Annotated in this window: 24 protein-coding genes and 3 pseudogenes; 13 read left to right on the top strand and 14 right to left on the bottom strand. The window is 69.9% G+C overall.

Annotation, left to right across the window (positions count from 1 at the left end; all coding sequences use genetic code 11):
- Positions 1-95: 95 nt before the first annotated feature.
- Together ACIQD6_RS21595 and ACIQD6_RS21600 are read right to left on the bottom strand one after the other, a co-directional pair.
- Complete coding sequence (locus tag ACIQD6_RS21595) at positions 96-365, bottom strand: DUF4031 domain-containing protein (protein ID WP_401884701.1); 270 nt, start codon at positions 363-365, stop codon at positions 96-98.
- Positions 362-766: a hypothetical protein gene (locus tag ACIQD6_RS21600; RefSeq protein WP_401884702.1), complete on the bottom strand. Its 405-nt coding sequence runs from the start codon at positions 764-766 to the stop codon at positions 362-364. The genes ACIQD6_RS21595 and ACIQD6_RS21600 overlap by 4 nt, the downstream gene beginning before the upstream one ends.
- Positions 767-893: 127 nt before the next feature.
- Here ACIQD6_RS21600 and ACIQD6_RS21605 point away from each other — a divergent pair, with 127 nt between their 5' ends.
- The 3 genes from ACIQD6_RS21605 (at position 894) to ACIQD6_RS21615 (ending at position 4,671) form a co-directional block, all read left to right on the top strand.
- The gene (locus tag ACIQD6_RS21605; protein WP_401884703.1) at positions 894-1,814 is read left to right on the top strand and encodes a MurR/RpiR family transcriptional regulator; all 921 of its coding nucleotides are present in this window, start codon (positions 894-896) and stop codon (positions 1,812-1,814) included.
- A gap of 140 nt (positions 1,815-1,954) precedes the next feature.
- Entirely contained in the window at positions 1,955-2,998 is a 1,044-nt protein-coding gene (murQ, locus tag ACIQD6_RS21610) for an N-acetylmuramic acid 6-phosphate etherase (RefSeq protein WP_401884705.1), read from the top strand.
- A 68-nt stretch (positions 2,999-3,066) separates the two neighbouring features.
- A complete protein-coding gene (locus ACIQD6_RS21615; RefSeq protein WP_401884706.1) occupies positions 3,067-4,671 on the top strand; it encodes a PTS transporter subunit EIIC in 1,605 nt (534 codons plus the stop codon).
- Here the strand turns inward: ACIQD6_RS21615 and ACIQD6_RS21620 are convergent.
- Positions 4,667-5,605: pseudogene (locus tag ACIQD6_RS21620) on the bottom strand (GlxA family transcriptional regulator); the annotation flags it as partial. The gene ACIQD6_RS21615 and the pseudogene ACIQD6_RS21620 overlap by 5 nt on opposite strands.
- A 162-nt stretch (positions 5,606-5,767) precedes the next feature.
- Between ACIQD6_RS21620 and ACIQD6_RS21625 the strand changes: the two are divergent.
- On the top strand, positions 5,768-6,298 hold the full coding sequence (locus tag ACIQD6_RS21625; RefSeq protein WP_401884707.1) for a protease: 531 nt from the start codon (positions 5,768-5,770) through the stop codon (positions 6,296-6,298).
- Positions 6,299-6,373: 75 nt separating this feature from the next.
- Here ACIQD6_RS21625 and ACIQD6_RS21630 read toward each other — a convergent pair whose 3' ends face one another.
- A complete protein-coding gene (locus ACIQD6_RS21630; protein WP_401884708.1) occupies positions 6,374-6,652 on the bottom strand; it encodes a hypothetical protein in 279 nt (92 codons plus the stop codon).
- Positions 6,649-6,888 carry a hypothetical protein gene (locus ACIQD6_RS21635; RefSeq protein WP_401884709.1) on the bottom strand — a complete coding sequence of 80 codons (240 nt, stop codon included), beginning with the start codon at positions 6,886-6,888 and terminating at the stop codon, positions 6,649-6,651. Before ACIQD6_RS21635 ends, ACIQD6_RS21630 begins: the two co-directional genes overlap by 4 nt.
- 114 nt (positions 6,889-7,002) lie before the next feature.
- On the opposite strand from ACIQD6_RS21635, the gene ACIQD6_RS21640 reads away from it, so the two are divergent.
- The 3 genes and pseudogenes from ACIQD6_RS21640 to ACIQD6_RS21650 form a co-directional block, all read left to right on the top strand.
- Positions 7,003-7,845 carry a helix-turn-helix domain-containing protein gene (locus ACIQD6_RS21640; protein ID WP_401884710.1) on the top strand — a complete coding sequence of 281 codons (843 nt, stop codon included), beginning with the start codon at positions 7,003-7,005 and terminating at the stop codon, positions 7,843-7,845.
- Positions 7,826-7,999, top strand: a pseudogene (locus ACIQD6_RS21645) (DUF397 domain-containing protein); the annotation flags it as partial. The gene ACIQD6_RS21640 and the pseudogene ACIQD6_RS21645, both read left to right, overlap by 20 nt.
- Positions 8,000-8,017: 18 nt before the next feature.
- Positions 8,018-8,287, top strand: a pseudogene (locus ACIQD6_RS21650) (DUF397 domain-containing protein); the annotation flags it as partial.
- A gap of 18 nt (positions 8,288-8,305) precedes the next feature.
- On the opposite strand, the gene ACIQD6_RS21655 reads toward ACIQD6_RS21650, so the two are convergent.
- The 3 genes from ACIQD6_RS21655 to ACIQD6_RS21665 form a co-directional block, all read right to left on the bottom strand.
- Positions 8,306-8,704, bottom strand: a complete 399-nt coding sequence (locus ACIQD6_RS21655; protein ID WP_401884711.1) for an ACT domain-containing protein — start codon at positions 8,702-8,704, stop codon at positions 8,306-8,308.
- A gap of 182 nt (positions 8,705-8,886) precedes the next feature.
- The gene (locus ACIQD6_RS21660) at positions 8,887-9,873 is read right to left on the bottom strand and encodes a hypothetical protein (RefSeq protein WP_401884712.1); all 987 of its coding nucleotides are present in this window, start codon (positions 9,871-9,873) and stop codon (positions 8,887-8,889) included.
- A gap of 322 nt (positions 9,874-10,195) precedes the next feature.
- Positions 10,196-10,792 (bottom strand): TetR family transcriptional regulator, encoded by a 597-nt coding sequence (locus ACIQD6_RS21665; protein WP_401884713.1) that lies wholly within the window; start codon positions 10,790-10,792, stop codon positions 10,196-10,198.
- A 97-nt stretch (positions 10,793-10,889) separates the two neighbouring features.
- Here ACIQD6_RS21665 and ACIQD6_RS21670 point away from each other — a divergent pair, with 97 nt between their 5' ends.
- The gene (locus ACIQD6_RS21670) at positions 10,890-11,918 is read left to right on the top strand and encodes an NAD(P)-dependent alcohol dehydrogenase (protein WP_401884715.1); all 1,029 of its coding nucleotides are present in this window, start codon (positions 10,890-10,892) and stop codon (positions 11,916-11,918) included.
- Positions 11,919-11,987: 69 nt separating this feature from the next.
- On the opposite strand, the gene ACIQD6_RS21675 is transcribed toward ACIQD6_RS21670, so the two are convergent.
- The 5 genes from ACIQD6_RS21675 to map form a co-directional block, all read right to left on the bottom strand.
- Positions 11,988-12,854 carry an effector binding domain-containing protein gene (locus ACIQD6_RS21675; protein WP_401884717.1) on the bottom strand — a complete coding sequence of 289 codons (867 nt, stop codon included), beginning with the start codon at positions 12,852-12,854 and terminating at the stop codon, positions 11,988-11,990.
- 221 nt (positions 12,855-13,075) lie between these two features.
- Entirely contained in the window at positions 13,076-13,402 is a 327-nt protein-coding gene (locus ACIQD6_RS21680) for an SCO4225 family membrane protein (RefSeq protein ID WP_401884718.1), read from the bottom strand.
- 100 nt (positions 13,403-13,502) lie between these two features.
- Entirely contained in the window at positions 13,503-14,180 is a 678-nt protein-coding gene (locus ACIQD6_RS21685; RefSeq protein ID WP_401884719.1) for a response regulator, read from the bottom strand.
- Positions 14,165-16,675, bottom strand: a complete 2,511-nt coding sequence (locus tag ACIQD6_RS21690; RefSeq protein ID WP_401884721.1) for a histidine kinase — start codon at positions 16,673-16,675, stop codon at positions 14,165-14,167. The genes ACIQD6_RS21685 and ACIQD6_RS21690 overlap by 16 nt, the downstream gene beginning before the upstream one ends.
- Positions 16,676-16,895: 220 nt before the next feature.
- A complete protein-coding gene (gene map / locus ACIQD6_RS21695; RefSeq protein ID WP_401884722.1) occupies positions 16,896-17,666 on the bottom strand; it encodes a type I methionyl aminopeptidase in 771 nt (256 codons plus the stop codon).
- A 440-nt stretch (positions 17,667-18,106) separates the two neighbouring features.
- Between map and ACIQD6_RS21700 the strand changes: the two genes are divergently transcribed.
- From ACIQD6_RS21700 to ACIQD6_RS21720, 5 genes are all read left to right on the top strand, one after another.
- The gene (locus tag ACIQD6_RS21700; RefSeq protein WP_401884723.1) at positions 18,107-19,348 is read left to right on the top strand and encodes a cytochrome P450; all 1,242 of its coding nucleotides are present in this window, start codon (positions 18,107-18,109) and stop codon (positions 19,346-19,348) included.
- Positions 19,349-19,401: 53 nt separating this feature from the next.
- Positions 19,402-20,682, top strand: coding sequence for a cytochrome P450 (locus ACIQD6_RS21705; RefSeq protein WP_401884724.1), 1,281 nt, complete (start codon positions 19,402-19,404; stop codon positions 20,680-20,682).
- 262 nt (positions 20,683-20,944) lie between these two features.
- On the top strand, positions 20,945-21,733 hold the full coding sequence (locus ACIQD6_RS21710) for an alpha/beta fold hydrolase (protein WP_401884725.1): 789 nt from the start codon (positions 20,945-20,947) through the stop codon (positions 21,731-21,733).
- The gene (locus tag ACIQD6_RS21715; RefSeq protein WP_401884726.1) at positions 21,730-22,089 is read left to right on the top strand and encodes a winged helix-turn-helix transcriptional regulator; all 360 of its coding nucleotides are present in this window, start codon (positions 21,730-21,732) and stop codon (positions 22,087-22,089) included. The genes ACIQD6_RS21710 and ACIQD6_RS21715 overlap by 4 nt, the downstream gene beginning before the upstream one ends.
- A gap of 373 nt (positions 22,090-22,462) precedes the next feature.
- Positions 22,463-23,815 carry an MFS transporter gene (locus ACIQD6_RS21720; RefSeq protein ID WP_401884994.1) on the top strand — a complete coding sequence of 451 codons (1,353 nt, stop codon included), beginning with the start codon at positions 22,463-22,465 and terminating at the stop codon, positions 23,813-23,815.
- A 195-nt stretch (positions 23,816-24,010) separates the two neighbouring features.
- Here the strand turns inward: ACIQD6_RS21720 and ACIQD6_RS21725 are convergent, their stop codons facing one another.
- Positions 24,011-25,003: a zinc-binding alcohol dehydrogenase family protein gene (locus ACIQD6_RS21725; RefSeq protein WP_401884728.1), complete on the bottom strand. Its 993-nt coding sequence runs from the start codon at positions 25,001-25,003 to the stop codon at positions 24,011-24,013.
- Positions 25,004-25,327 lie beyond the last annotated feature (324 nt).

Here is a 25,327-nt window from a genome sequence, read left to right on the forward strand (position 1 = left end):
AGCGCGGGCCACACAGAGAAGCACCGGCCAAGCAATGAAGCACGGGTGAACAACGGGCTACGCAAAGACGCGAGTCTCACGCCGAAGCAGGAGCCTCACGCCACGGGCCGCCCCTTCGGCCGGCGCAGCCCCGCGCCCGTAAGCCTCCGTACGAGCTCCTTGGAGCCGATCTCCAGCGCGCCCGCGCGCACCGCGTCCTCGTAACGGTGCTCCGGTATGTCGTAGTGGTCCCGCTCGAACGCCTTCGGCGGGCAGCCGATGGACGCGGCGAAGGCGTGGAGCTCGCTGAACGAGACATCGCTGACCAGGTGCGACCACATACGGCCGTGGCCCGGCCAGGTCGGCGGGTCGATGTAGACCGTCACTGTGCGTCCGCCCCGCCCTTCGGCGCCAGCTCGCCCACCGCCGCGACCACCACGCCCGCCTTACCGCAGACCCAGTGCGGATCGGGCCCCAGCTCCGGTTCCACATCCAGTGCGTGCGGCTCGCCCTCGGCGCAGACCGGGCAGAGCGGCCAGCGCCCGTACCGCTCCAGCAGCGCGTCCTGGACGTCCTGCGCGACCAGCCCCGCCACATACGCGGCGCCTTCGGGCCACTGCTCGACCCACCAGCGCCGGTGCGTCACCGACTCCTCGACCAGGGACACGACCTCCGGGTCGGCCACATCGCCCGCGATCAGGTCGGTGAGGACCAGCGCACGGGCGGCGTGCAGCACCTGCTCCAAGGGGTTCACATCCACGTTGTCGGGGTCCATGTCGGGGTCCATGCCAGGGTCCGTATCGGGGGCACGTCGGGGTCCATGCCCGGGTCCATATGGGGGTCCATGCCGGTGTCCATCACTCAATTGTCCCAGGGTATTGACGAGTCCCGAATCCTGAAAATATCTTTCAGAGGTGACCCAAGACGTGAAGGAAAGTTTCAGCGAGGGCGCCCCGCCCGCCCCCGCCGCCCTCTCGGCCAAGGTGCGGACGCTCGCCCCGACCATGACCCGTTCCATGCAGCTCGTCGCCGAGGCCGTAGCCTCGGACCCGGCCGGCTGCGCCGCCCTCACCGTCACCGGTCTCGCCGAGCTGACCGGCACGAGCGAGGCCACCGTGGTCCGCACCGCCCGCCTCCTCGGCTACCCCGGCTACCGCGACCTGCGCCTCGCCCTCGCCGGCCTCGCGGCACAGCAGCAGTCCGGCCGCGCGCCCGCCGTCACGGCCGACATAGCGGTGGACGACCCCATCGCGGACGTCGTGGCGAAGCTCGCGTACGACGAACAGCAGACCCTCTCCGACACCGCCGCCGCTCTCGACACCGTCCAGCTCGGCGCCGTCGTCACGGCCGCCGCCGGTGCCCGCCGCATCGACATCTACGGCGTCGGCGCATCCTCCCTCGTCGGAATGGACCTCGCCCAGAAGCTGCTGCGCATCGGCCTGATCGCGCACGCCCACACCGACCCGCATCTGGCCGTCACCAACGCCGTCCAGCTCCGCCCCGGCGACCTCGCCATCGCGATCACCCACTCCGGCTCCACCGGCGATGTCATCGAACCGCTCAGGGTCGCCTTCGATCGCGGCGCGACGACGGTCGCGATCACCGGCCGGCCGGACGGTCCCGTATCGCAGTACGCCGACCACGTGCTGACGACCTCCACCGCCCGGGAGAGCGAGCTGCGCCCGGCCGCCATGTCCAGCCGTACGAGTCAACTCCTCGTCGTGGACTGCCTGTTCATAGGCGTGGCGCAGCGTACGTACGAGACGGCCGCCCCGGCCCTCTCCGCGTCGTACGAGGCACTCGCGCACCGCCACAGCCCGCGCCACACGCGCTGATCCGGTAGCCGGTCCTCCCGTACCGATACCGGGACCGGGACCGGGACACCACCGGCACCACGGACCGGCCGTAACGGCACCGCCAGCACCACCGGCACCCGCACCCGCACCCGCTCACCGGAAGAAAGAGCCGCTTCCTCATGACCTCCGCCTCCGATGCCCACTCCGCCTCCGACGTTCCCTCGCCCTCCCAGTACGGCGACTCCTCCCAGTACGGCAACTCCTCTCAGCGCGGCGACTCCCCGTACGGCGAACTCCGCGCCCAGCTCGACACCCTCACCACCGAGGCCTTCCGCCCCGAGCTCGCCGAGATCGACCAGCTGCCCACCCTGGACATCGCCCGGATCATGAACGGCGAGGACAGCACCGTTCCCGCCGCCGTGGCCACCCAGCTCCCCCGCATCGCCGCCGCCATCGACGCCACCGCCGAACGCACGGCCCGTGGCGGCCGGCTGATCTACGCGGGCGCCGGTACGGCCGGACGGCTCGGCGTCCTCGACGCCAGCGAGTGCCCGCCCACCTTCAATACCGACCCCGCCCAGGTCGTCGGGCTGATCGCGGGCGGCCCCGGCGCCATGGTGACCTCCGTCGAAGGCGCCGAGGACTCCAAGGAACTGGCCGCCGCCGACCTGCACGCCATAAAACTCACCCCGGACGACACGGTCGTCGGCATCTCCGCCTCCGGCCGTACCCCGTACGCCGTCGGCGCCGTCGAGCACGCCCGCGACATCGGCGCGCTCACCATCGGCCTCTCCTGCAACGCGGACAGCGCGCTCGCCGCCGCCGCCGAGCACGGCATCGAGGTCGTCGTCGGCCCCGAACTGCTCACCGGCTCCACCCGCCTCAAGGCCGGTACGGCACAGAAGCTCGTCCTCAACATGCTCTCGACGATCACCATGATCCGGCTCGGCAAGACGTACGGAAACCTGATGGTCGACGTCCGCGCCTCCAACGAGAAGCTGCGCGCCCGTTCCCGCCGGATCGTCGCGCTCGCCACCGGCGCCTCCGACGAGGAGATCGAGACGGCCCTGGCCGCCACCGACGGCGAGGTGAAGAACGCCATTCTCACCATCCTCGGCGGCGTCGACGGCCCCACGGCCGACACGCTCCTCACCGAATCCGAGGGCCACCTGCGCGAGGCGCTGCGGTCCGCCCGTACGGCAACGACAACGGCAACCGACTGACACCCTCCCCCCTCGTCTCCCCTCTCCCCTCGTCCGCCCTCCCCCTCGCACAGCAAGGCACAGGCACCATGGCAACAGAAGACAAGAACCGCGCCACGGCCGAAGCGCTCCTCCCGCTCGTCGGGGGCGCCGGAAACGTCGAGTCCGTCGCACACTGCATGACCCGGCTCCGCCTGGGCCTGCGCGACCGTTCCCTCGTACGGCACGAGGCGGTGAAGGCGCTGCCCGCCGTGCTGGGCGTGGTGGAGGACGGCACGACGTATCAGGTCGTTCTGGGCCCGGGGACGGTCGCGAGGGTCACGCCGGAGTTCGAGCGGCTGGTGGAGGAGGGCCGTACGGCGGCGGAGGACCGTACCGGGGCGGAGGGCCGTACGAGGGCGGAAGGCCGTACGGCGGCCGCCCCCGGCCCCGGCCCCACGGCCTCCACCGCCGACCAACTGGCCGCGCAGGGCGCCGAGATCAAGGCCGCCCGGAAAGCCAGGAACGCCACCCCGTTCAAACTCTTCCTCCGCCGGATCGCCAACATCTTCGTGCCGCTCATCCCCGCCCTCATCGGCTGCGGCATCATCGCGGGCCTCAACGGCCTTCTGGCGAACCTGGGTTGGCTCCCCTCCATCGTGCCCGCCCTCACCGCCCTCGCCTCCGGCTTCATGTCGCTGATCGCCGTCTTCGTCGGCTACAACACGGCGAAGGAGTTCGGCGGTACGCCCGTCCTGGGCGGCGCGGTCGCCGCGATCATCGTCTTCCCGGGCGTCGCGAACATCGACGCGTTCGGCCAGAAACTCGCCCCGGGCCAGGGCGGCGTGCTCGGCGCGCTGGGTGCGGCGGTGCTCGCCGTGTACGTGGAGAAGACCTGCCGGAGATGGGTCCCGGAGGCCCTGGACGTACTGGTCACCCCGACGCTGACCGTGCTCGTCTCCGGGCTGGTCACACTCTTCGGCCTGATGTACGTCGCCGGCGAGGTCTCCACGGCCATCGGCGACTTCGCCACCTGGCTGCTGGCGAACGGCGGTTCCGGCGCGGGCTTCGTCCTGGGCGGACTCTTCCTCCCGCTGGTGATGCTGGGCCTGCACCAGGCCCTGATCCCCATCCATACGACCCTGATCGAGCAGCAGGGCTACACCGTGCTCCTCCCCATCCTCGCCATGGCGGGCGCGGGCCAGGTCGGCGCGGCGATGGCCGTCTACGTACGCCTCCCCCGCAACGGCTCGATCCGCCGCACCATCAGGTCCGCCCTCCCGGCCGGTCTCCTGGGCGTCGGCGAACCGCTGATCTACGGAGTCTCGCTCCCGCTCGGCCGCCCGTTCATCACGGCCTGCGTCGGCGGCGCGTTCGGCGGCGGCTTCGTCGGCCTGTTCAACCAGCTGGGCGACGCGGTGGGTTCGACGGCGATCGGCCCGTCCGGCTGGGCACTGTTCCCGCTGCTGGCCGGCAACAAGGGCCTGGGCGCGATGGTCGCGGTGTACGGGGGCGGCCTGCTGGTCGGCTATGTCGTGGGCTTCGTCGGGACGTACTACTTCGGCTTCACGAAGACGATGCTGAGGGAACTGAACGTAGAGACGGAGACGCGATTGTCGGCGCCGGAACCGGCCCCCGCCCCGAACCCACAGCCGAACTCGGCCCCACACCCTCACGCTCACCCCCACCCGGATTCACAGCCCTCGAAGGCCTGAAAGCGGCCCGGTACGCGTGCGGACTCGTCCCGACGACCCGCTTGAAGCGGTCCCGGAAGGCGGTCGGCGAACCGAATCCCACCTCGGAGGCGATGCGGTCGACCGGGTGGCCGGTGACCTCCAGCAGGTACTGCGCCCGACGGATCCGGGCCCGGTGCAGCCACTGCAACGGCGTGCTGCCGGTCTGCTCGCGAAAGCGCCGGTTGAGCGTCCGGGTGCTGGTCGCGGCACGCTCGGCGATGTCCTTCAGGGTGAGTTCGCGCCACGCGTTGTCCTCCATCCAGCGCAGCAGGTCCTCCATCGTGGCTCCGGCGGGCACCGGAGGCTGGTCGCGGACGATGAACTGCGCCTGGCCCCCCTCCCGTTCCAACGGCATGACCGACAGCCGGGCGGCATCGGCCGCGACAGCGGAACCGTAGTCCTTACGGATCATGTGCAGGCACAGATCCAGCGAGGCGGCGGCCCCCGCCGAGGTGAGGAACTGCCCGTTGTCCACGTAGAGCACCTCGGGATCGACGTCGATCCCGGGATACCGGGCCGCCAGCAGCGGGGCGGCGATCCAGTGGGTCGTGGCCCGCAGCCCGTCGAGAAGCCCGGTGGCCGCGAGGACGAAGGCCCCGGTACACACGGAAGCGATACGGGTCCCGCTCGCTGCCGCCGCGCGCAGAGCGTCGCGTACGTCGTCGGGCAGCGGCGCCGTGGGATCGTCCGTGCCGGGCAGGATGATCGTGTCGGCTTCGGCGAGCGCCTCAAGGCCGTACGGAGCCCGGATCATGAAGGTTCCCGCGTCGATCTCCCCGGCGACCGGCGCACAGATCCGGACCCGGTACGCGGCACGCCCGTCCGGCAGCCGTATACGCGAGAAGACCTCGATCGGGGCGGACAGGTCGAAGGGGATGACCTGATCAAGAGCGAGTACGGCCACGGTGTGCATGGCCCCAGGCTAAGCCGGTCGCCGCGACTGGCGAGAATCCGTTGACACCTGGCGATAGTGCCACTTCTGTGTGCGTGATCGGCGTCTTAGCGTGGGCGGGTGCCTCCCCCGGGCCTCTTCCCCTTCCGATTCGTCATTCCGTACGAGGGAGCGACCCACCCCGTGACAAAGTTCCTGCTCGCCCTTCACGTCCTGGCCGCGATCGTCGCTGTCGGCCCGGTCACCGTGGCCGCCAGCATGTTCCCGCCCGGCGCCAGACGAGCGATGGCCGCGCCCGGTGATCCCCAAGCCCTGTCCGCCGTAAGCCTGTTGCACCGCATCTGCCGTGTCTACGCAGGCGTGGGCCTGGCCGTCATCGTCTTCGGATTCGCCACGGCGGCCAGCATGGGCGTCCTGACCGATGCCTGGCTCATCACCTCGATCGCCCTGACCGTGGCGGCGGCAGCAGTGCTGATCGTGCTCGTACTGCCCGGTCAGGAGACCATCCTGGCGGACCTGGAAGCGGCTGCGGAGACGGCTCCGGCCACGGTGACAGCCCCGGTGACAGCCCCGGCTACGGACCTGGTGACCGAACCCACGCAGAAGCCGAAGGTCACCGCCCAACTGGCCATGTACACCGGCATCTTCAACCTCCTGTGGGCCACCGTCACCGTCCTGATGATCATCCGCCCCGGCTCCACCACAGGCGCGTAACCCACCGGGAACGTCGTCGGCCTGCCCCTCCCAGGACCTCACCTCACGGCGAGGCGGGCAGGCCGACGACGGCACTCACGGCAATCGCCGCTCGTGGTTCAGTTCCGTCACCCGCGCCCGCAGTACGTCTCCGGGCCGGGCCGGGGAGACGGACTCCGAGGGACAGTCCCACTCCACCCCGCCACCAGGTGGCCGCAGTTGAACGCAGACGCCGTCCTGGCTCATGACCCGCCCCACGCGGCCGGTCCGGGAGTCGACGGCGTACGAACCGGGCTCGAACACCACCCCACTCCCGCCGGAGCTCGCGCCCTCGCGCCCGTCCACACTCCCGTTCGCGCTGCCGTTTGTGGTCATCGCCGCGCCCCTTCCAGTACGGCACTGAGCCGCAGCGCGGTCTCGACGGTGCAGCGTCCGAGTTCGACCAGCGGGTTCGGCTCGTTACCCGCACACGAGACAGGGTCGATCCGCAGCGACGGCAAGGTCACCCCCACCGCTGCCAGCCCGTCCCGCAACTCCGCCACCGCGTCCTCAGCCGCCCGCACCTTCCCGGCTGCCACGCGCTGCCGCTCCTTCATTTCGTTCCTCACCATCGATGCCGCTCTCTACTCTGAGTATTGGCTTTCACCACACAGAGTGGTCAACCGTCGCTAGCCTGAACAGTGACGGCTGCCCAACATCGCCATGTGTCCCATCGGGAGCTCTCTATGCCTGGACCGAAGCCACTCGACCCGTCGTCCTCCCCCCGCGCCATGCTCGGTGCCGAGCTCAGACACCAGCGCAACGAAGCGGACATGTCCCAAGAGGAGCTGGGCGCACCGCTGTTCGTGAGCGGATCGTTCATCGGCCAACTGGAAGGAGGCGTACGCCGTATCCAGCCGGAGTACGCGATCTACTTCGACCAGGTCTTCAAGACGGACGGCTACTTCCTGCGGAACTGCACCGCGCTGAAGAAGTCGAAGTACCCGGATCACTTCGCCGAGGCGGCGGAGGCCGAGGCGGTGGCGACGGTGATCAAGCAGTACGCGCCGCTGCTGATTCCGGGCTTGTTGCAGACGGAGGCGTACGCGCGGGCGGTTTTCCGCGCGGGATTGCCGACGGCGACGGAGGAGGTCATAGAGGAACTGCTGGCGGCACGGCTGGATCGAGCCAAGCTGCTGAAGGATCCAACAGAGCCCATGGTTTGGACGGTGCTGGACGAGGCGGTACTGCGTCGACGGGTGGGCGGACCTGAGGTGATGGCGGAGGCGCTGCGACATGTGGCGGGGCTGATCCGACGGCACAGGATCATCGTGCAGGTACTGCCGTTTGAGGCAGGCGCGCACGCTGCGATGGCTGGCGCCCTGAAGCTAATGACCTTCGAGGACGCGCCCCCACTGGCTTATCTCGAAGGGCTGGGATCGGGCCAGTTGCTGGACGATCCGGCATCCGTCGCCCAGCACGAACTGGCCTACGATTTGCTGGGGGCCACTGCACTGTCACCTGACGCATCCTTGGCCCTGATTGAATCAGTGGCGGAGGATTACACCCATGAAGAGCAGCAGCCATGAGTACGACCTGAGCGCCGCGTCCTGGCACAAGTCCAGCTACAGCGACGCCAGCGGCGGCGACTGCCTCGAAGTAGCCCGGAACTTCCCCGGCGCCGCCGCCTGGCGCAAGTCAACGTACAGCGGCGCCAGCGGCGGCAACTGCCTCGAAGTAGCCCAGGACTTCCCCGGCGCCGCCACGTGGCGCAAGTCAACGTTCAGCGGCGGAGACGGTGGCGACTGCCTGGAAGTAGCCCAGGACTTCTCCGGTGCAGCGGCCTGGCGCAAGTCGACCCACAGCGACGGCAGCGGCGGTGACTGCCTCGAAGTGGCCGACGGCCTCACCGGCATCGTCCCCGTCCGCGACTCCAAGACCCCCCACGCCCCGGCCCTCGCCTTCCAGGCCGCGACCTGGTCCGCTTTCGTCACCGACATCAAGGCCACCGGCCAGCGCCGGCTGGTGTGACCGGCGCGGTCGCCGGGGTCAGACGGACCGTTGCGCGAGGGCTTCCAGCAAGGTGACCGCCTCGGCCGCGCGCTCGTACGGGATGAAGAGGTGATCGTGGTGGAAGCCCGCCACGACGTTGCAACTCAGCCCTGCGGCGGCGAGTTCCTGGGCGACAGCGGCAGTGAGCCCGACCGCGTCCAGGGCGGAATGGACGCGCAGCGTGATCCAGCCCGCCACGTACTCGTACGCGAGTCCCGCAGCGTCGGCATCCTCAAGCCGTACGACCAGAGTCAGGCCCTCCTGCTCGGCGACCGTGACCACGGGCGTGAGACCGGGCGGGATGCCCGCCTCCGCGACGGTGAACACATACCGCCCCGGCCTCAACTCGGGGCTCATGCCGCTCAGTAGTTTCCGCAGGTCATCCTCACCGCTCATACCGACCGATCCTATGTGCCGCAGGACGCCCGGATGCCCGGACGCCCGGGGCCCGGACGGATGGACGACCGGGCTCGTGCGACGCCTGCGTCGGGCTCGGCCCTCCGAGAGTCCGGCGCAGGCGTCGCAACCCAGCACGCTGGACGGTCGCCGAGCTGCCGGTCGACCCGCCGTCCGTCGGACTACCGCCGTGTCGACCCGCTGCCCGTCACGTCCAGCGTGATGTCGGCCTTGTCGTTCGTCTTGTCGGTGTCGTACGGCCGCGCCTCGGGGCTGAGTTCGACCGAACCCTTTGCGCCCGTCACCTGCTTGTCGATCTTCAGCTTGAACGTGTAGGTGTGGTCCTCGTCCTCATCGACCCACCGCTGGCTGGTACCGCATGAGTAAGCCTTGCCCTCGGCGTCGCAGTACCCGTCGGGGTCGACGACCGACGTTCCGGCAGGAGGCGTGACGAGGACATTGAAGGGCGTGCTGTCCAGCGGGCTCAGCACCCAGGCGGGACCGGCGTTCTTGTACGTCACCCGCATGGTCACCGTGTCGCCGACACGGCCGCTCAAGTCGGCTCCCGTCACCTGTATGTCGGCCGTGTTGTCGGATGTGACCGGCACATCGACGGCATCCTCAACGGCTTCGCCCCCGTCGGACCGTTCGGCCAGCTTCACGGCGGGCGCGGTTCCGCGTATCGGGGTGGTAGCGGCGTCGTCCAGGTCCGGAGCCGAGTCCCAGACGGTCAGCCGCAGATTGTCATTGAGAGCGCGGTCGAGTGCTTTGAGCGCGAGAGGCTTCTCGGGCGCGTAGGCGACGCCGGGCTCCACCTTCTGGTCGAACTCGCAGACCGCGTTCCACTTGGCCGTCATCTCGTCGTACACGGGGACCTGGTGTGAGGTGCAGTTGGAAGGAAGATCCGCGTAGTCGAATCCGCGGGTGACGGAGTAGACGACCCAGGCCTTCTCCGCGGCCTGGGTGCCCTTGTTCGTCACACTGACCGGCACATCGAGGCTGCTGCCCGGCTTGACGTTGTCGATCGGGGCGATGTTCCCCAGGACCAGCTCGGGTGCCGCCTCTTCGGCGACGGCCGCGGGCGCCGCGCCCAGCGCGATCAACGCGGCAGCGCTCAGCGCCCCGAGGGCGGTACGGGAAGCGGGACGGCTTGCAGAGAAAACACGCATGGAAGAGAAACCCTTTGTGAGACGTCAGGGAAACAGGCGGAAGCGCGCGGAAGAAGACACGCTTACGAATACAAGACGGCCATCCGCGCCGGAGAGTTGCACGAAACGGCGGCCCCCTGTCGGTTCCGACGATCTTCGAGCCGCAAGGCCAACTCCCTGACCTGTGGGAAGAGGTCCCGCCGGACCCGCCCCGATGGCCTGGCGCGCCACAACCATGCGCCAACGGCCCACCCACCGTGCCCCCACTCTGCCCTCGGGTACCTGGCCCGGCCGCCCGCGCTCTGCCCCGGGTACCTGGCCCGGCCGCCCGCGCCTCGGCCGGCTAGGGCTGGAAGGCGCGGCGGACGGTGTCGGCCAGGGCCTGCTTGCGGCGTTCGTGGGCCGCGGCGAGGACCTCGGACGCGGGGGCGTCGGGCACGGGGACTCCGGGCACGGTGACCTCGGAGAGGGCGGGCTCCGTCCAGGCCAGTGCCATGGAGATCAGCAGCACGAGGATGTCTTCCGGATCGAGCGACGCCCGGACATGGCCGTCGCGCTGTGCCTGCGCGATGGCTTGCAGCTTGGCCTCCTTCGCTCGCGTTGAGGTCTCCGTGGGCTTCACTCCCTCCAGCCGGGCCCAGGCGGTCAGCCTGATCAGCTGCGGATGCGCGAGCGCGGCCGAGTACAGCCCGGCGGCGTACTGGGCGAGGTCGTCGGCGGTGAACGGCACCTGATCGACCACGGCATCGGCGTGCATACGGAAGACGGCGTCGAAGAGGCCCAGCTTGTCGCCGAAGTAGGCATACAACCGGGCCTTGTTGATGTCCGCGGCGGCGGCGATGCGGTCGACCCGGGCACCCGTGATGCCGTGGGCCGCGAAGTCCGCCGTCGCGGCTTCGAGCAGGCGGCGGCGGGTGTCTTCGCTCTTCGCATACGGCATGGCGTCATCATACGAACCGGTTGGTTTTCCATTCGGGGGCCGCCATGTATCGTAAAACAAACTAGTTAGTTTTTCGTTTCGAGGAGGGGTGGACGGCATGCCTGTACGTGCGTACGCAGTGGAGCGGGCCGGAGGGCCCGTACGGATACACGAGATCGAACCGGCGCCGCTGGGCCCGCTGGAGGTGGACATCGCCGTGACTCACTGCGGCGTCTGTCTCACCGACGTGGGGATGATCGACGACACGTACGGGATCTCACGGTTCCCGGTGGTCGCGGGGCATGAGGCGGTCGGCGTGGTCCAGGCCCTGGGGGACACCGTCGACGGCTCCCGTCTGGCCGTCGGGCAGCGCGTGGGAATCGGTGCGCGCGCGGGATCGTGCTTCGCCTGCGAGTGGTGTCTGACGGGCCGTCAACACCTGTGCCCGGATGGCGAGGAGACCGTACTCCGGGGCCAACGCGGGGGATTCGCCACACAGTTGCGTGCCAGTGACTGGCGGTATGTGCATCCGCTGCCCGACCTCATCTCCTCGGAGCAGGCAGGGCCGTTGCTGTGTGCCGGAGCGACGGTCTTCTCGGCGATCGTACGAAACAACGTACGGCCCACGGACCGCGTCGCCGTCGTGGGCGTGGGCGGGCTGGGCCACCTCGCGATCCAGTTCCTCGCCGCATGGGGCTGCCATGTCACCGCCGTATCCACCACAGCGGAGAAGGCGGACGACGCCCGCCGGTTCGGCGCCCACGCCTTCGTCACCTCCGGCGGCGGGCTCAACGGGCTCGACGGGCTCGATGGGCTCACCGGCTCGTTCGACTTCGTACTGTCGACCGTCTCGGGTGACCTGCCGTGGGACGCCTACCTGAAGACACTGCGCCCTCAGGGGACGCTCTGCGTGGTCGGTGTCCCCGAGAGCGGCCTCACCGTGCACCCGCTCAGCTTGCTGTTGGGCGAGAAGAGGCTCGTCGGGGGCCTCTCCGGTTCGGTCGCCGAGACGCGGCAGATGCTCGGCTTCGCCGCACGCCATGACATCCGCCCGGCCGTCGAGACGTTCCCGGCCTCACGTTTCGACGAGGCACTCGACCGCGTACGCCAGGGGCGCGCGCACTACCGCGCGGTCATGGAGATGTGAGGACGCGTCGTCCGCCACGTCGCGTCGTCCGCCACGCCACTCACCCGCCCAGACCGCGGTGCGCCCCGCTCAGATCTCCGTACGCTCCACCGGAATCCACAGCTCCGCCTCCGCCTCCGCCCCGTCGGGCGACAGCCGGGTGCGCAGGATCTCGGGCCCCGGCCGGCTCCGGTACGGGTTGGACGGGAACCACTGCGTGAACACGTCCCGCCACAGGTACTGGAGCGCCTGCGGGAACTGCCCGGAGTTCTCGAAGACGGCCCATGTCCCCGCCGGGACGGTGAGCGCGTCCAGGTCATCGGGAACCGCCGCTCCGGTCACCACGGCGTGGTAGTAGTCGAGTTCGGTCCCCTCGGCCCGGCTCGGGTCGAGGTTGTCGCTCACCGCGACGATCCCCTCCGGTTCCTGATCGGACAGCTCGGTGATACGCCGTATCGTCGCCTTGTCGATGCTCCGGATGAAGTCGGCGATCGCCGGATTCATCCCCTCATGGACGAGAGGGACACGGACCTTCTTGCCGACCACCTGAAACCGGTCCTTCTCCACAACCCGGTATCGCATACTGCTGCTCCCTTCGATGATGAGGCGGAAGGACATCCGTGGCTGGGAGTGCAGAGCCGCACCGGTCCGTCTGGCCTCGCCGGGACCGACGCCGTGCATGGCGCGGAACGCCCGCGCGAACGCCTCCCCCGAGGTGTAGCCGTAGCGCACCGCGATCTCCAGCAGCGTCCGCTCCCCCGCGAGCACCTCGGCACCCGCCACGGTCAGCCGCCTGCGCCGGATGTACTCCGACAGCGAGATCCCCGCCAGCGCGGAGAACATCCGCCGGAAGTGGTACTCCGACGTCACCGCGATCCGTGCCAGCTCGGACACCTCGATGCGCCGGCCGAGATGCGAATCGACGTACTCCAGGGCCTGGTTGAGCCGCTCCAACACTCCTGCCTCCTTCCCTTCTTGACCCCCACGTTAGGAAGGGAGCAGTGTGCCGCACCCGACATCCTGTGCCCGTTGCGGTCGGGTCGGATCGGACGGGACGGGTCGGCTCGGATCGGACGGGACGGGTCGGCTCGGGACGGGTCGGGTCGGGGGTCTCTCGTACGGGAATTCCCGTGAGGCGGGAATTCCGGTACGGGAGCGAGCGTGCGCGCCCCCTGGCCTCAGGCCGTCGGCCTGGAACCGCCTCGGTCCTGGCGCCCCTGGCGCAAAGCGCGGACGCACCAGCCGATCACCACGGCATTCACCAGCGCTCCGAGAGCAATGGCGAAGATGATCATTGCCATGCCTTCCGGCAGGACCAGCAGGACCAGGCTCACCGGTGCTGTGGCGAGCAGCGGGATCACCCCGGCGAAGGACGCGTCCGGGCCGGCGCTCACTGTGAGCGCCCAGATGAGCAGGCCCGCGCAGACGGCGAGGTAGACGAGTGCGACGACGTTGGTGAGCGACGAACGCACGATGCGCAGAGGGGAGTTGCTGGTCTTGGTCATGGGGTTGTGCTCCTTGGATGGGGTGGGCGTGCCGGTGGACCCGCCGGGAGCGGCGGGCACAGGAAGTCAGGGGGTCACGAAGTCAGGGCGCCAGTCGGAGCTACGCGGAAGGCGGGTTCGGGCGGGTGATGCCGAGGTCGTAGGCGAGGATCGTCGCCTGAACCCGGTCGCGCAGCCCGAGCTTGCGCAGCAAGGCGTTGACATGGGATTTGACGGTGCCGACGGTGATGCCGAGTTCCCCGGCGATCTCCGTGTTGTTCAGCCCTGAGGCGATCAGCGCGAGGACGAAGTGCTCGCGTGCGGTCAGCCGGTCCAGGACTCCCGCGTCGGCACCGGCCCGGTGCCCGGTGTGCGGTCCGGCGGCGTAGTGGCCGATGAGGCGACGGGTCGCGGAGGGGGCGAGCACGCTCTCGCCGGCCGCCACGACGCGGATGCTGTGCAGGAGTTCGGCGGCCTGGACGTCCTTGAGCAGGAAGCCGGAGGCACCGGCGCGCAGCGCGTCGAAGACGTAGGCGTCGAGGTCGAAGGTCGTCAGCACCAGCACGCGAGGCCCTCCCTCACGGCCGGTGAGAATGCGGGTGGCGGCTATTCCGTCGAGCTCGGGCATCCGTACGTCCATGACGATCACGTCGGGTGCGAGTTCTCCGGCCATGCGTACGGCGGTGGCGCCGTCGCCCGCCTCGCCCACCACCGTCAGGTCCGGTTCGGCGTCGATGACGGCCGCGAAGCCCGCTCGGACGACACTCTGGTCGTCGACAACCATCACCGTGACGGGCATCGGGGTCCCTCCTCGTCTCCCCGTTCCGGGGCGGCCGCCCCGTGATCTGAGGTGTCATTGTCTGAGGCGTCATTGTTCCGGTTCGGATTCTTCACCACGGGCCCTGCGGATCCCACGGGCCCTGCGGATCCCACGGGCCCTGCGGATCCCACCGGACCCACAGGCCCCAGCGGCAGGCGCAGGAGCGCGGTGCCCGGCCGCGGGGTGGACAGGCTGCCGCCGAGTGCGACCGCGTGCGCTGCCAGCCGCTCCCGTACTTCCGGCCGGGTGGCGCGAGGGGCGCCGGTGGCGGTGAGGCTCAGGACGCCGTCTTCCGCGTCGAGCACGAGCGAGGCGGGGCCCTCGTCACCGGCCGTCAGGAGGGTCTCGGCAGCGCGGTAGGCGGCGAGGTCCACCGCGGCCGGCAGCCGTTGCGGAACCCTGGCGGTGCGCCGTACCTCGACCTCGCGGCCACCGGCCCGGCACTGCTGGGCGAGCAGGTCGAGGGCTTCGAGCGTGGGCTGCGGCCGCAGCTCGGCGGACGGCTCGCCGTCACGTACCGCGTCGAGCAGGGCGCGCATGGCGGCCAGCGCGCCACGGGCCCGGTCCGCCGTCTCCGCGAGGCGGCCCGCCTCGGCGGCTTCGACCACGTCGGCGGTGCGCGCGAGGACGGTCGTCTCCAGCCCGGTGGTGATACGGCGGCGTTCGGCCCAGGCGTCCCGGACCGCCTCCTCGGTCCACGCGGCGAGGCGGTCGTCGTCCGCGTCCCGGGCGGCCCGCTCGCGGTGGCCGTACCGATCGCCCGACCACCAGGCGGCACCGGCCGCCAGACCCGCTCCGGCGCTCGCGATGCCGACGACCGCCACCGCGCCCTCGGCCACGCCACGATCGGAGGTGAGGACCGCGACGGTCGTGGCTGTCGCGTGTAGGACGGCGGCGGCCACGGGAACGCCCAGGCGCACCCACGCCGTGGGGACTGCGTCGATGTCGGCACCGACACCGGCACGGATACCGGCATCGGCATCGGACGAAGCGCGGGACGCCAGCATGACGAGCGCCGCGCAGGTGGCGACCATGCTCATCAGGGGCGGCAGGCCGACAGGTCCCGCGTATCCGCTCACGGCCATCGCGGCCGGCCAGAGTGCGACCAGCACGGCCAGGACGGCCAGCACGGTGCGCGGCGCCCGCCGCAGCCACAGCAGCGCGACCGCCTGCGCCGTGGCCAGCAGTGCGAACAGCACGCCGGGCGAGATCCCCGTACCGCTGGACGCCTCGTCCGCCCGTATGACCAGGATCGGCAGCAGCGGCTGCAGGAACAGTCCGGCGGCGGCGACGAACTGCGCGATCCGGTACGTCCTCGGCACCGCCGGGCGCGGCGGCCCCGCGACCCGTCCGGGCAGTACGGCGCGTACTTCCCATCCCCCGTCGGGCGTCGGCCCGCTGCTGAGCGTGCCGCCCGCTTCGCGCGCCCGCCCGCGCAGGAAGGTCTGGCCGCGCCCGCCGCCCAGTCCGGCGCCGGGCGCCGGGCCGTCGGCGGGCGGGTTCACGGGCCCGTTCCGCACGATGACCTCCGTGCCGGAGTCGTCGTGGGTGCAGCGCACGGTGGTGGGGGCACCGGAGGCATGGCGTACGGCGTTGGTGAGGGCTTCGCGGACGATCCCGTACACCGTCTCGTCGGCGGAGCCGCCCGGCAGTCCGTGGATCTCGCTGGTCACGGGCTGCCCGAGGCTGCGGAAGCCGTTGACCAGCGCGTTCAGGCGTTCCCGTGGGGCCGGGCCGTCTTCCGCCGTGGGCTGTGGGGTCCGTACGGCGCTCAGTGCCTGGCTCACTTCGCGGCCGGTGTCGGCGGCGAACACCAGCGCTTCCTCGGCCAGTTCGGGGCGTCGTTCGCGCAGCCCCAGGGCCGCTTCGCAGCTGACCACGACGGCCGTCAGGTGATGGGCGCTGACGTCGTGCAACTCCCGTTCCATGCGCCGGCGTTCGGCTGCGGGAAGCTTGTCGCGCTCCGCCTCGGCCCGGCGCAGGCGCCGTTCGGCGATGTCCCGCGCGGTCCGGACGCGGCGCAGGTGCCGTCCCGCGCCGAAAGCGGCGGCGTAGAGGAGGGCGGTGAGGAGGAGATCGAGGCCGTCGCGCTGGCCGAGCCCGTGCAGTGTGATGCCGTGCAGTGCCTGCCAGGCTTCGAGCGTCACCACGCACAGCAGCGCGGTCGTGACGTCCTGCCGGGCGGCCACGGAGAGGAGGGCGAGGGCCACACCGCCGGTGCCCAGAACGGCCACGGCGCCGACGGGCAGCGGCCCCGCGCCCAGTGCGCAGGCCACGACCACCACAAGAAGGGCGAGAACAGGACGGGTCCGCCGGGCGGCCAGCGCGACCGTCACCAACCCACCCATCAGGGCGGCCGCGAGGAGCTGAGCGGCGGACGGCTCGACACCGCGTAGCAGTGCCGCGCCGGGCCACACCGCGGCCTGGGCGGCGAGCAGCAGGACCGGGAAGAGCCGGTCATCGGTTCGTTCCATGATGTGACGAGGCTACGGTCGCCGGTACCGGGCGGACCTCCGGCGAGAGGGTGATTGCCGCCTCTAACCGTAGGTGGAGACGGTACGGCGGCGGCCACCCCTGGAGGGACCGGAGAGCCGGACGCGCCCCGGCGCGGGCGCCATGGGACACGCGGGCTCCGGCCTCACGGCTGCGCCTACTTCGACTACTTCGACTACTTCGGCACAGTGAGGATTTCGGCTACTTCGACACAGTGAGGATTTCGGCTCCGTCGTCGGTGATGGCGATCGTGTGCTCACTGTGTGCGGTCAGGCAGCCCGTCGCGCTTCGGAGCGTCCACCCGTCGGCGTCGGTGACGAGTTGAGCGGTGTCCGCCATGACCCACGGTTCCAGTGCCAGCAGCAGCCCGGGGCGGAGTTTGTATCCACGGCCGGGCCGTCCGGTGTTCGCGACGTGCGGGTCCTGGTGCATCGTCGATCCGATGCCATGGCCTCCGAACTCGGTGTTGATCGGATATCCCGCCGCGCTGAGGACCGTGCCAATGGCGTGGGAGATGTCGCCGATGCGGGCCCCGGGCCCGGCAGCGGCGATGCCCGCCGCCAGCGCGCGTTCGGTCGCACTGATCATCGCGACGCTCTCCGGGGACTTCGTCTCGCCCACGATGAAGCTGATGGCAGCGTCTGCGGCGACCCCGCGTTGGGAGACGGCGAGGTCGAGTGTCAGCAGATCGCCGTCGGCAAGCGTGTAGTCGTACGGCCGTCCGTGGAGCACGGCGTCGTTGACGGCCGTGCAGATGTAGTGGCCGAACGGGCCGCGTCCGAAGGACGGCTCGTAGTCGACGTAACAGGACAGCGCCCCCGCTTCGACGATCATGGCCTTGGCCCACCGGTCGATGTCCAGAAGGTTGGTGCCGATCGTGCTGCGGCTCTTCAGCGTCTGCAGGATGTGAGCGACCAGGGCGCCTGTGTCTTTCGCTCGGGCCAGCAGGGTGGGGTTCAGGATCTCGATCATGCGGCGTCCTTCTCACGCAACCAATAACTATACCGGCCATACTATACCGGTACGAGAATCGGATTCACGGTCAGGTTGCCGCCCCCTCCCGGGCCACCGGCTCGTCGCCAGTGCCCTGTACCGGCCTCGGCGGGCGTGGCCTGCCACTCGTTAGGGGGATCTCTGAAGGTCTCGCGTTCCCCATTTACGGTGCGTGGAAAGGCTCTTCGCGTCGTGAGCCCAAGTCATGAGCCCAAGTCATGAGCCCAAGTCATGAGCCCACGTCGTGAGCCCAAGTCGTGAGGCGAAGTCGTGAGCCTCTCTGGCGTGCTTCTACGCACCTGACTCCATGAACGCCCGTAGCCAAAACGGCCGTTGCACATCCCGTGGGACACCCAGCCAGGAGACTCAGCCCGGACACCCAGTGACATCCAGTCGGACATCCCGGAAAGGCATTGAGCATGCCGCCACCGCCGCGCATCGCGCCGGGCCCCGCGCCCGAGCCGAAGGTGTGGGACTTCCCGCACCCTCCGCCGGGCACCATGGGGCCTCCCGAGGAATACGCGCGACTGCGCGAGAGCTGCCCCGTGGCCAGGGTCGGGATGCCGATGGGCGCCGCCGCCTGGTACGTCACCCGGTACGACGACGTCCGGGACCTGATCGCGGACTCCCGGCTCATCAGACCGACCATCAACGACTGGCCACCCCGCCCCGACGAACCCACCGACCCCGGGCCCGTCCTCACCACGATGACGGAACTGAACGGCCCTCGGCACACAGCGCTGCGCAAGGCAGTGGCCCCGGCGTTCAGCGCCAAAGCCGTCCGTGACCGACTGCCGCGCATCCGAGAACTCGCCGATCACCTACTGGATCACCTACTGCGGGAACAGGAGGGGGACGACGGGGGCGGCCACGCCGACCTGGTCGCCGGATTCACCCGACCGTTTCCCCTGCTCGTGATGTGCGACCTGGTGGGCGTCCCCTACGAGGAACGGGACCACTTCCTTCCCGTACTGGACGACGCCCTCGCCGGGATGGTCACCTCGCGGGAGGGGCGCAGGGTCACCGAACTGCTGCGTGACTACGTCGCCACGCTGATCGCACAGAAGCGGTGCACGCCTGGCGACGACATCCTGACCCGGATGGTCCGCCTGCGCGAAGACGGCGAGCTGACCTACGAAGACGTGATGGTCTTCGGGCTCTCCATGCTCACTGTCGGCTTCGGCATCAGCGACATCTTCCTGGCCAACTCGGTACACACCCTGTTGAGTCGGCCGGAGCGGTACGCCCGCCTGCGCGACGATCGGCGGATCATGCCCGGCGCCGTCGAGGAACTCCTGCGGTACATGCCCGTGATGAACGGCGTTGTCATCCTCCTGGCCACCGAGGACATCGAGTTGCGCGGCCGGACGATCCGCGCGGGCGACGCCGTACTGCCCGTGATCGCCTCCGCCAACCGCGACGAAACCGCGTTCCCCGCCGCCGACCAACTCGACCTGCACCGAACAGCCAACAACCACCTCGCCTTCGGCCGAGGAACCCACAACTGCCCCGGCTCACACCTCGCACGCGCCGAACTCACCGTAGGCCTCGAAGCACTACTCGACCGCCTCCCCCACCTCCACCTCACCGAAGGACAACAACCCACCTGGGACGACGAATCCCTGACCAAGTCACCACTGACCCTCCCGGTCAGCTGGTGAACCCGGACCCGGCCACCGGAGCCAGTGGCGAACGACCGGGACGGGACCCCGCCGTGAGCAGTGCCCGACAACTGCCCGGAGAGGCGCCGGCACCCGTCATCGACTCGCCGGCACCCGTCACCGAGCCGCCGGCACCCGTCACCGAGCCGCCGGCACCCGTCATCGACATGCCCGTCCCGCCCCCGGGAAGCATGGGTCCTCCCGAGGAATACGCGCGGCTGCGCGAGAGCTGCCCCGTGGCCAGGGTCCGGCTCCCGATGGGCGCCACCGCCTGGTACGTCACCCGGTACGACGACGTCCGGGACCTGATCGCGGACTCCCGGCTCATCAGACCGACCATCAACGACTGGCCGCCCCGCCCCGACGAACCCACCGACCGGGGGCCCGCCCTCACCACGATGATGGAACTGAACGGCCCCCAGCACACGGCACTGCGAAAAGCCCTGGCCGAGCCGTTCAGCGTCCGGACCATCCAGCGCCGGCTGCCGCGCATCCGGCGGTCGGCCGACCGCCTGCTGGACGCGTTCGCCGACGGCGACCGGCCGGGCGATCTGGTCGGCGGATACCTCGAACCCTTCCCGCTCCTGGTGATGTGCGATCTGGTGGGCATCCCGTACGAGGACCGCGACTACTTCCTGCCCATGGCGGACGCCGCCCTCGGCGCACTGGTCACGCTGGAGGAGGGGCGCGATGTCACCCGCCCGCTACGCGAGTACATCCGCGCGCTGGTGGACCGCAAACTGCGCGAGCCCGACGCCGACCTGCTGACCACGTTGGTCCGCGAGTGCGGACACGGCACCCTGCACGAAGAGAGCGTGCTGAGCTTCGGACTCTCCATGCTCGTCGCCGGGTACCGGACCAGCACCATGTTCCTGGGCAACGCCGTGGTGGCCCTGCTGACCGAGCCAGGACGGTACGCCCGGCTGCGCGACGACCGCGGCCTCATGCCCGGCGCCGTCGAGGAACTCCTGCGGTACATACCGGTGATGAACGGCGTCGTACTCCTCCAGGCGGTCGAGGACATCGAGTTGCGTGGCCGGACGATCCGCGCGGGTGACGCCGTACTGCCCGTGATCGCCTCCGCCAACCGCGACGAAACCGCGTTCCCCGCCGCCGACCAACTCGACCTGCACCGAACAGCCAACAACCACCTCGCCTTCGGCCGAGGAACCCACAACTGCCCCGGCTCACACCTCGCACGCGCCGAACTCACCGTAGGCCTCGAAGCACTACTCGACCGCCTCCCCCACCTCCACCTCACCGAAGAACGACACCCCACCTGGGACGACGAATCCCCGAGCAAATCACCACTGACCCTCCCGGTCGGCTGGTGACGGTTCGGGAAGCTGGCGACTACTCGCCTTCTCCTTGAGGATTGTGCGGCCGGGGCCACAGGATGTTCGGAGGGAACGGGCGAGGTGGCGCCCTTCCGCCGGTAGGACGATGGTGGAAGGGGGAGGGGCCGTATCCGTGCGGGGACACGGAGACACGGGGACACGGGGACACAAGACCCGGGACACAGGGACGGGACCCGGGCCCCGGAGTCACAAAGGCACACAGTCGCGGGGACACGGAGTCGCGGAGGCCGGAGGCGCGGTGGTGGCACTGGAGTGGACGAATCACGACGTGGACGGGCTGCTGGTCCGCGAGGTGCGCGACCCCGCGGTGATAGAGGAGCAGGGTCGAATAGTCCTGGTGCCCGGCTCGCTGCACGGCTGGTGGGCCTTCGAGCGGTGGATGCCGATGTTCGCGGAATCGGGCTGGACCGCGCTCGCCATGTCCCTGCCCAACCACACCGGCTCCCGCGCCCTCGCCGACGCGGAGTATCTCGCCCGTACGCCCGAGGACTACGCGACCGACGTACTGACCGTCCTGGACCACGCGGCCCCGCCGGCCGTCCTGCTCGGCCACAGCATGGGAGGCCTGGTCGCCCAGCTCGTGGCGGAGCGGCACCCGCTCGCCGCGCTGGTGCTGGTCTCCTCCGTCGGGCCCGGCCAGCTGGGACCGATGCGCTCGACGTCGTACCCGACGGACCGGCCGGTCACCATCACCCGCGAAGAGGCGCGCGAGCAGTGGTTCCAGCACATATCCGAAGCGGATCTCGACACCGTCATGGCACGTCTGAGCCCCGAATCCCCCACCGTGGTCAACGACTACAGCGCGGGGACGATCTACATCGACACGGGCTCCATCCACTGTCCGGTACTGGTCGTCGGCCCCGAGAAGGACCACACACCGGTTCACGACACCCGTAGTGTCGCGAGCCTGTACGGAGTAAATCCCGTACTCGTACCGGACGTCGGCCACGACCTGATGCTGGAGGACGCGGGTCTCCCCACGGCCTCCACCATCACGCACTGGCTCGACGGCCACGCCAGACGGTGAGGGAAAGGCTCACGGAGTACCTGGGGCCGCTGGAACTGGTTGGGGCACGCTGGATCATCGAGAGCCTCGACCAGTTGCGGACCCAGCTGGAGGGCATCAGCCACAAGATACTCACCCAGACCCTGCGCGGACTCGAACGGGACGGGCTGGCGCACAGGACCGTGTACGCCGAGGTGCCACCACGCGTCGACTACCGCCTCACCGAGGCGGGCGGAACACTGCGCGAGACGGTCAACGGCAGGTGCGCGTGGACCCGCCGGTACCTGGACGAGATCGAGGCGGCCCGACGACGCTTCGACGCGAAGGACGAGGACAAGGGCCAGGACAAGGGCAAGGACACCGGAGCCGGCCAGTAAGAGGTCGCGCGGTAAGTGCTCCGCGACGACGTTCCCCATGCCCAGGAAGCTCTGGCGAACGGGCCTGCGAGTGACGACATGAGACGTCAGGCAGGCGCCTGACCCGGGTGCCTGCTCCCTGGTAGCGTTCACCGCATGTCTGCCGCTTCGTGCGCGGCCGCTTGTGCCGCAGTGACCAGGACATCCCGCTAGCGGCGGGACGTTCGACTCACCCTTCTCCTGAACGTCCAGTCGCTTCGTGATCAGTCCGGAGCGGCACGTTCGTGCTGCTCAGAACTTTTTCTGAGCGACGGAGCACCTGATGTTCCCAGACATCCTTTCTTTCCGCGGGCACAGCCCGTCCCCGGCACGCGCATGGCTGGTGCTGTGCGCGATGTCCATGCTGCAGTTCTTCATCGCGGTCGACGTGACCGTGGTCAACATCGCCCTGCCCTCGATCGGCGCCGACTTCGACGTCGACGGGCACACTCTGACCTGGGTCGTGGTCGGGTACACGGTCACTGGTGGCGGGCTGCTGATGCTCGGTGGCCGGCTGAGCGACCTGCTCGGGCGGCGGCGCGTGCTGCTGCTCGGCACCGGCCTGTTCGGCACCGCGTCCCTGCTGGCGGGGCTGGCCCCCACGTTTGCCCTGCTGGTGGTCGCGCGCCTGCTGCAGGGCGCAGGTGAGGCCATCGCGCTGCCCGCCGCGATGGCCACCATCGTCCTGTCGTTCCCCGAAGGTCCGAGCCGGTCCCGGGCCCTGAGCGTGTGGGCGGCGGTGGCCAGTTGTGGTCTCGTCGTCGGGTTCGTTCTGTCCGGAGTCATCACCGCCCACCTGGGCTGGCGGTGGATCTTTCTGGTCTCGGTCCCATTCATCCTGATCGTGCTGCTGGCGGCCGTTTTCCTGGTTGAGGGCGACCGGCCCGTGGCCAAGGATGCCTCGCCGCTGGACCTTCCCGGCGCGCTGCTGCTGACCGCTTGCCCGCTGCTGTTCGTCTTCGGCGTGGTCGAGGCGGGTGAACCCGGAACGCCCGCATGGGTGATCCCGGGGGCGCTGGCCGGGGCGGTGGCCGCCGGAGTCGGGTTCGTGCGGGTCGAGGCACGCTCGCACAACCCGCTGCTGCCGCTGCGCTTCTTCGCCAACCGCACGCGTGTGGTGGCCAATCTGGCCACGATGCTGCTGAGCGGGGCGTTGTCGACCTCGTTTCTGCTGTTCACCTTCCATCTACAGGACCAGTTGGGCGTCGGCCCGCTCGGCGCGGGTCTGACGATGTTGCCTCTGGCGGTCTCGCTGATCGTGGTCTCCATGCTCGTGCCCCGGCTGCTGGGCCGGTGGGGAGCACGCACATGCGTGCTTGCCGGCATCGGGTTCACCACGGCCGCGATGGCCGCGATCGCGCTCGTCTCGGCCCTGCGGGCAGGCGGCGTAGCGATGATCCCGCCCATGCTCCTGATCGCGGCCGGGATGGGGTTCGGCATCGTGGGGCTCCAGTACCTCGCGGTCAGCGGCGTCACCGAGGACGATGCCGGGACCGCTTCGGGCGTCCAGCGCGCGGCTGACCAACTGGGCGGTGCGACCGGAGTAGCAGTCTGCGTCGGGGTCGGGTTCGCCCCGTCCCTGCACTCCTTCGATCCGTTCCTGGTCGCCGCCCTGCTGGCCGTCATGGGACTCGTGACTGGTGCGGTCGTGGTCTGGCGCATGCCCGCGCCCGTTCCCGCAGCGGCCCCGCAGGCACAGGTCGGGTGACTTTCGCCCCGTAGGGGTGTGCCGCCTTGGCAATCGGATCGGCACACCTAGGGGACTGGCCGGTCAACCCTACGGGACTGGCCGGTCAACGCCCTCTACGGCCGGGCGACGGCTTACCGGTGGGAGCGCCGCCTGCCCGACCTCCCTGGCCTACCCGCGCGACCTCTAAGTCCGGCAGCCGCTCAGAACCGCAGGTCAGAGACACGTAGGCGTCAGGACGAGCTTGCCGAACACGGCTCCCGACTCAAGCTTGTCGTGGGCGCGCGACGCGTCCCCGAGTGACAGTTCCTCGTCCACGACACCGCGCAGAGCGCCTCGGGCAGCGAGCTCGAAAATCGCCTTCAGCCCCGATCGCATCCGCTCGGGGCTGAAGGACCGCATGCTGAGCATGAGCAGCGAGGGGGACTGGTAGAAGCGCCCCCGCAACCCCGAAGCGAAGTCGGGGCCGGGCATCCCGCCGGCCGCGCCGCACAGGACGTACCGGCCGTTGGGCCGCAACCGGCCGATGTGGCGGGCGAGATCGGGGCCGCAGACGGGGTCGATGACAATGTCGTACGTGGCGCCCTCGGCCCGGGCGCGGTCCTCGCCCGGGGCGCGGTCCTCGCCCAAGCTTCGGTTCAGGACGGTGGATGCCCCGAGCCCCAGGAGACGTTCGCCGCGTGCCGCCGAACTCGTCACAGCGGTCACGACGGCGCCGAAATACGCTCCCACCTGCGTGGCCATCAGCCCGACGCCACCGCCCGCCCCACGGACCAGGACACATTCCCCGGCCGCCACCTGTGCTCGCTCCAGCATGAACAGGGCTGTGAGCGCGTTGCCTCCGAGGGCGACCGCCTCCGACGCGCTTACCTGAGCCGGGAGTTCGGCGAGGGCCGCGTCCGTACGTACCGTGACCAGCTCGGCGTAGCCGCCGCCGTCCGGCAGTACCGCGAAGACGCGGCGGCCGAGCCACGCGTCGTCCACACCGTCACCGGTCGCGGTGACAACACCTGCCGCCTCCGTCCCCGGCACGAAGCCCGGTTCGGGAAAGCGGGCGAACTCCCCCCGCCGGGAAGCGATATCGGTGTGCCCGACGCCCGAGGCTCGGACCGTGATCTGGATCTGCCCCGGCCCGGGGACGGGGTCAGGGAGATCTACGAGGCTCAGACTGCCCGAGCCGTCGAACGAGTCCACCACAACGGCCTTCACAGCCAGGGCCGGCCCTTCCCTCCGGAGCCTTCCCCGGCTCACACCGAGGAAGGCCACAGCACGCGGAGACACAACGCTGGCGACTACAGACCGGCCAAGAGAGCCGCGACCTGGGGCGCGATACCGGCCACCGCACCAAGCACGATCCCGACCACACTGTCGAGCAAACCGCCAACGATGGGCAGGCCCATGACTACTCCTTCAGTTTGTCACGCCGTCATTACCGACGGTGAACATACCTGCTGAATCGGCCCTCACGGCCGTCCCGCCGGACCCACTGGCCCATTCGGCCGCCACGACTGCCGGTGCGATCCGCCGGACGTG

The organism is Streptomyces sp. NPDC088400, assembly GCF_044753355.1.
In the GTDB taxonomy this organism is placed as follows: domain Bacteria; phylum Actinomycetota; class Actinomycetes; order Streptomycetales; family Streptomycetaceae; genus Streptomyces.

Coding starts and splice junctions, on each gene's coding strand:
- ACIQD6_RS21600 (WP_401884702.1), bottom strand. CDS start 766: ATGGACCCCGACATGGACCCCGACAACGTGGATGTGAACCCCTTGGAG.
- murQ (WP_401884705.1), top strand. CDS start 1,955: ATGACCTCCGCCTCCGATGCCCACTCCGCCTCCGACGTTCCCTCGCCC.
- ACIQD6_RS21615 (WP_401884706.1), top strand. CDS start 3,067: ATGGCAACAGAAGACAAGAACCGCGCCACGGCCGAAGCGCTCCTCCCG.
- ACIQD6_RS21630 (WP_401884708.1), bottom strand. CDS start 6,652: ATGACCACAAACGGCAGCGCGAACGGGAGTGTGGACGGGCGCGAGGGC.
- ACIQD6_RS21635 (WP_401884709.1), bottom strand. CDS start 6,888: ATGGTGAGGAACGAAATGAAGGAGCGGCAGCGCGTGGCAGCCGGGAAG.
- ACIQD6_RS21640 (WP_401884710.1), top strand. CDS start 7,003: ATGCCTGGACCGAAGCCACTCGACCCGTCGTCCTCCCCCCGCGCCATG.
- ACIQD6_RS21655 (WP_401884711.1), bottom strand. CDS start 8,704: ATGAGCGGTGAGGATGACCTGCGGAAACTACTGAGCGGCATGAGCCCC.
- ACIQD6_RS21660 (WP_401884712.1), bottom strand. CDS start 9,873: ATGCGTGTTTTCTCTGCAAGCCGTCCCGCTTCCCGTACCGCCCTCGGG.
- ACIQD6_RS21665 (WP_401884713.1), bottom strand. CDS start 10,792: ATGCCGTATGCGAAGAGCGAAGACACCCGCCGCCGCCTGCTCGAAGCC.
- ACIQD6_RS21670 (WP_401884715.1), top strand. CDS start 10,890: ATGCCTGTACGTGCGTACGCAGTGGAGCGGGCCGGAGGGCCCGTACGG.
- ACIQD6_RS21680 (WP_401884718.1), bottom strand. CDS start 13,402: ATGACCAAGACCAGCAACTCCCCTCTGCGCATCGTGCGTTCGTCGCTC.
- ACIQD6_RS21685 (WP_401884719.1), bottom strand. CDS start 14,180: ATGCCCGTCACGGTGATGGTTGTCGACGACCAGAGTGTCGTCCGAGCG.
- ACIQD6_RS21690 (WP_401884721.1), bottom strand. CDS start 16,675: ATGGAACGAACCGATGACCGGCTCTTCCCGGTCCTGCTGCTCGCCGCC.
- map (WP_401884722.1), bottom strand. CDS start 17,666: ATGATCGAGATCCTGAACCCCACCCTGCTGGCCCGAGCGAAAGACACA.
- ACIQD6_RS21700 (WP_401884723.1), top strand. CDS start 18,107: ATGCCGCCACCGCCGCGCATCGCGCCGGGCCCCGCGCCCGAGCCGAAG.
- ACIQD6_RS21720 (WP_401884994.1), top strand. CDS start 22,463: ATGTCCATGCTGCAGTTCTTCATCGCGGTCGACGTGACCGTGGTCAAC.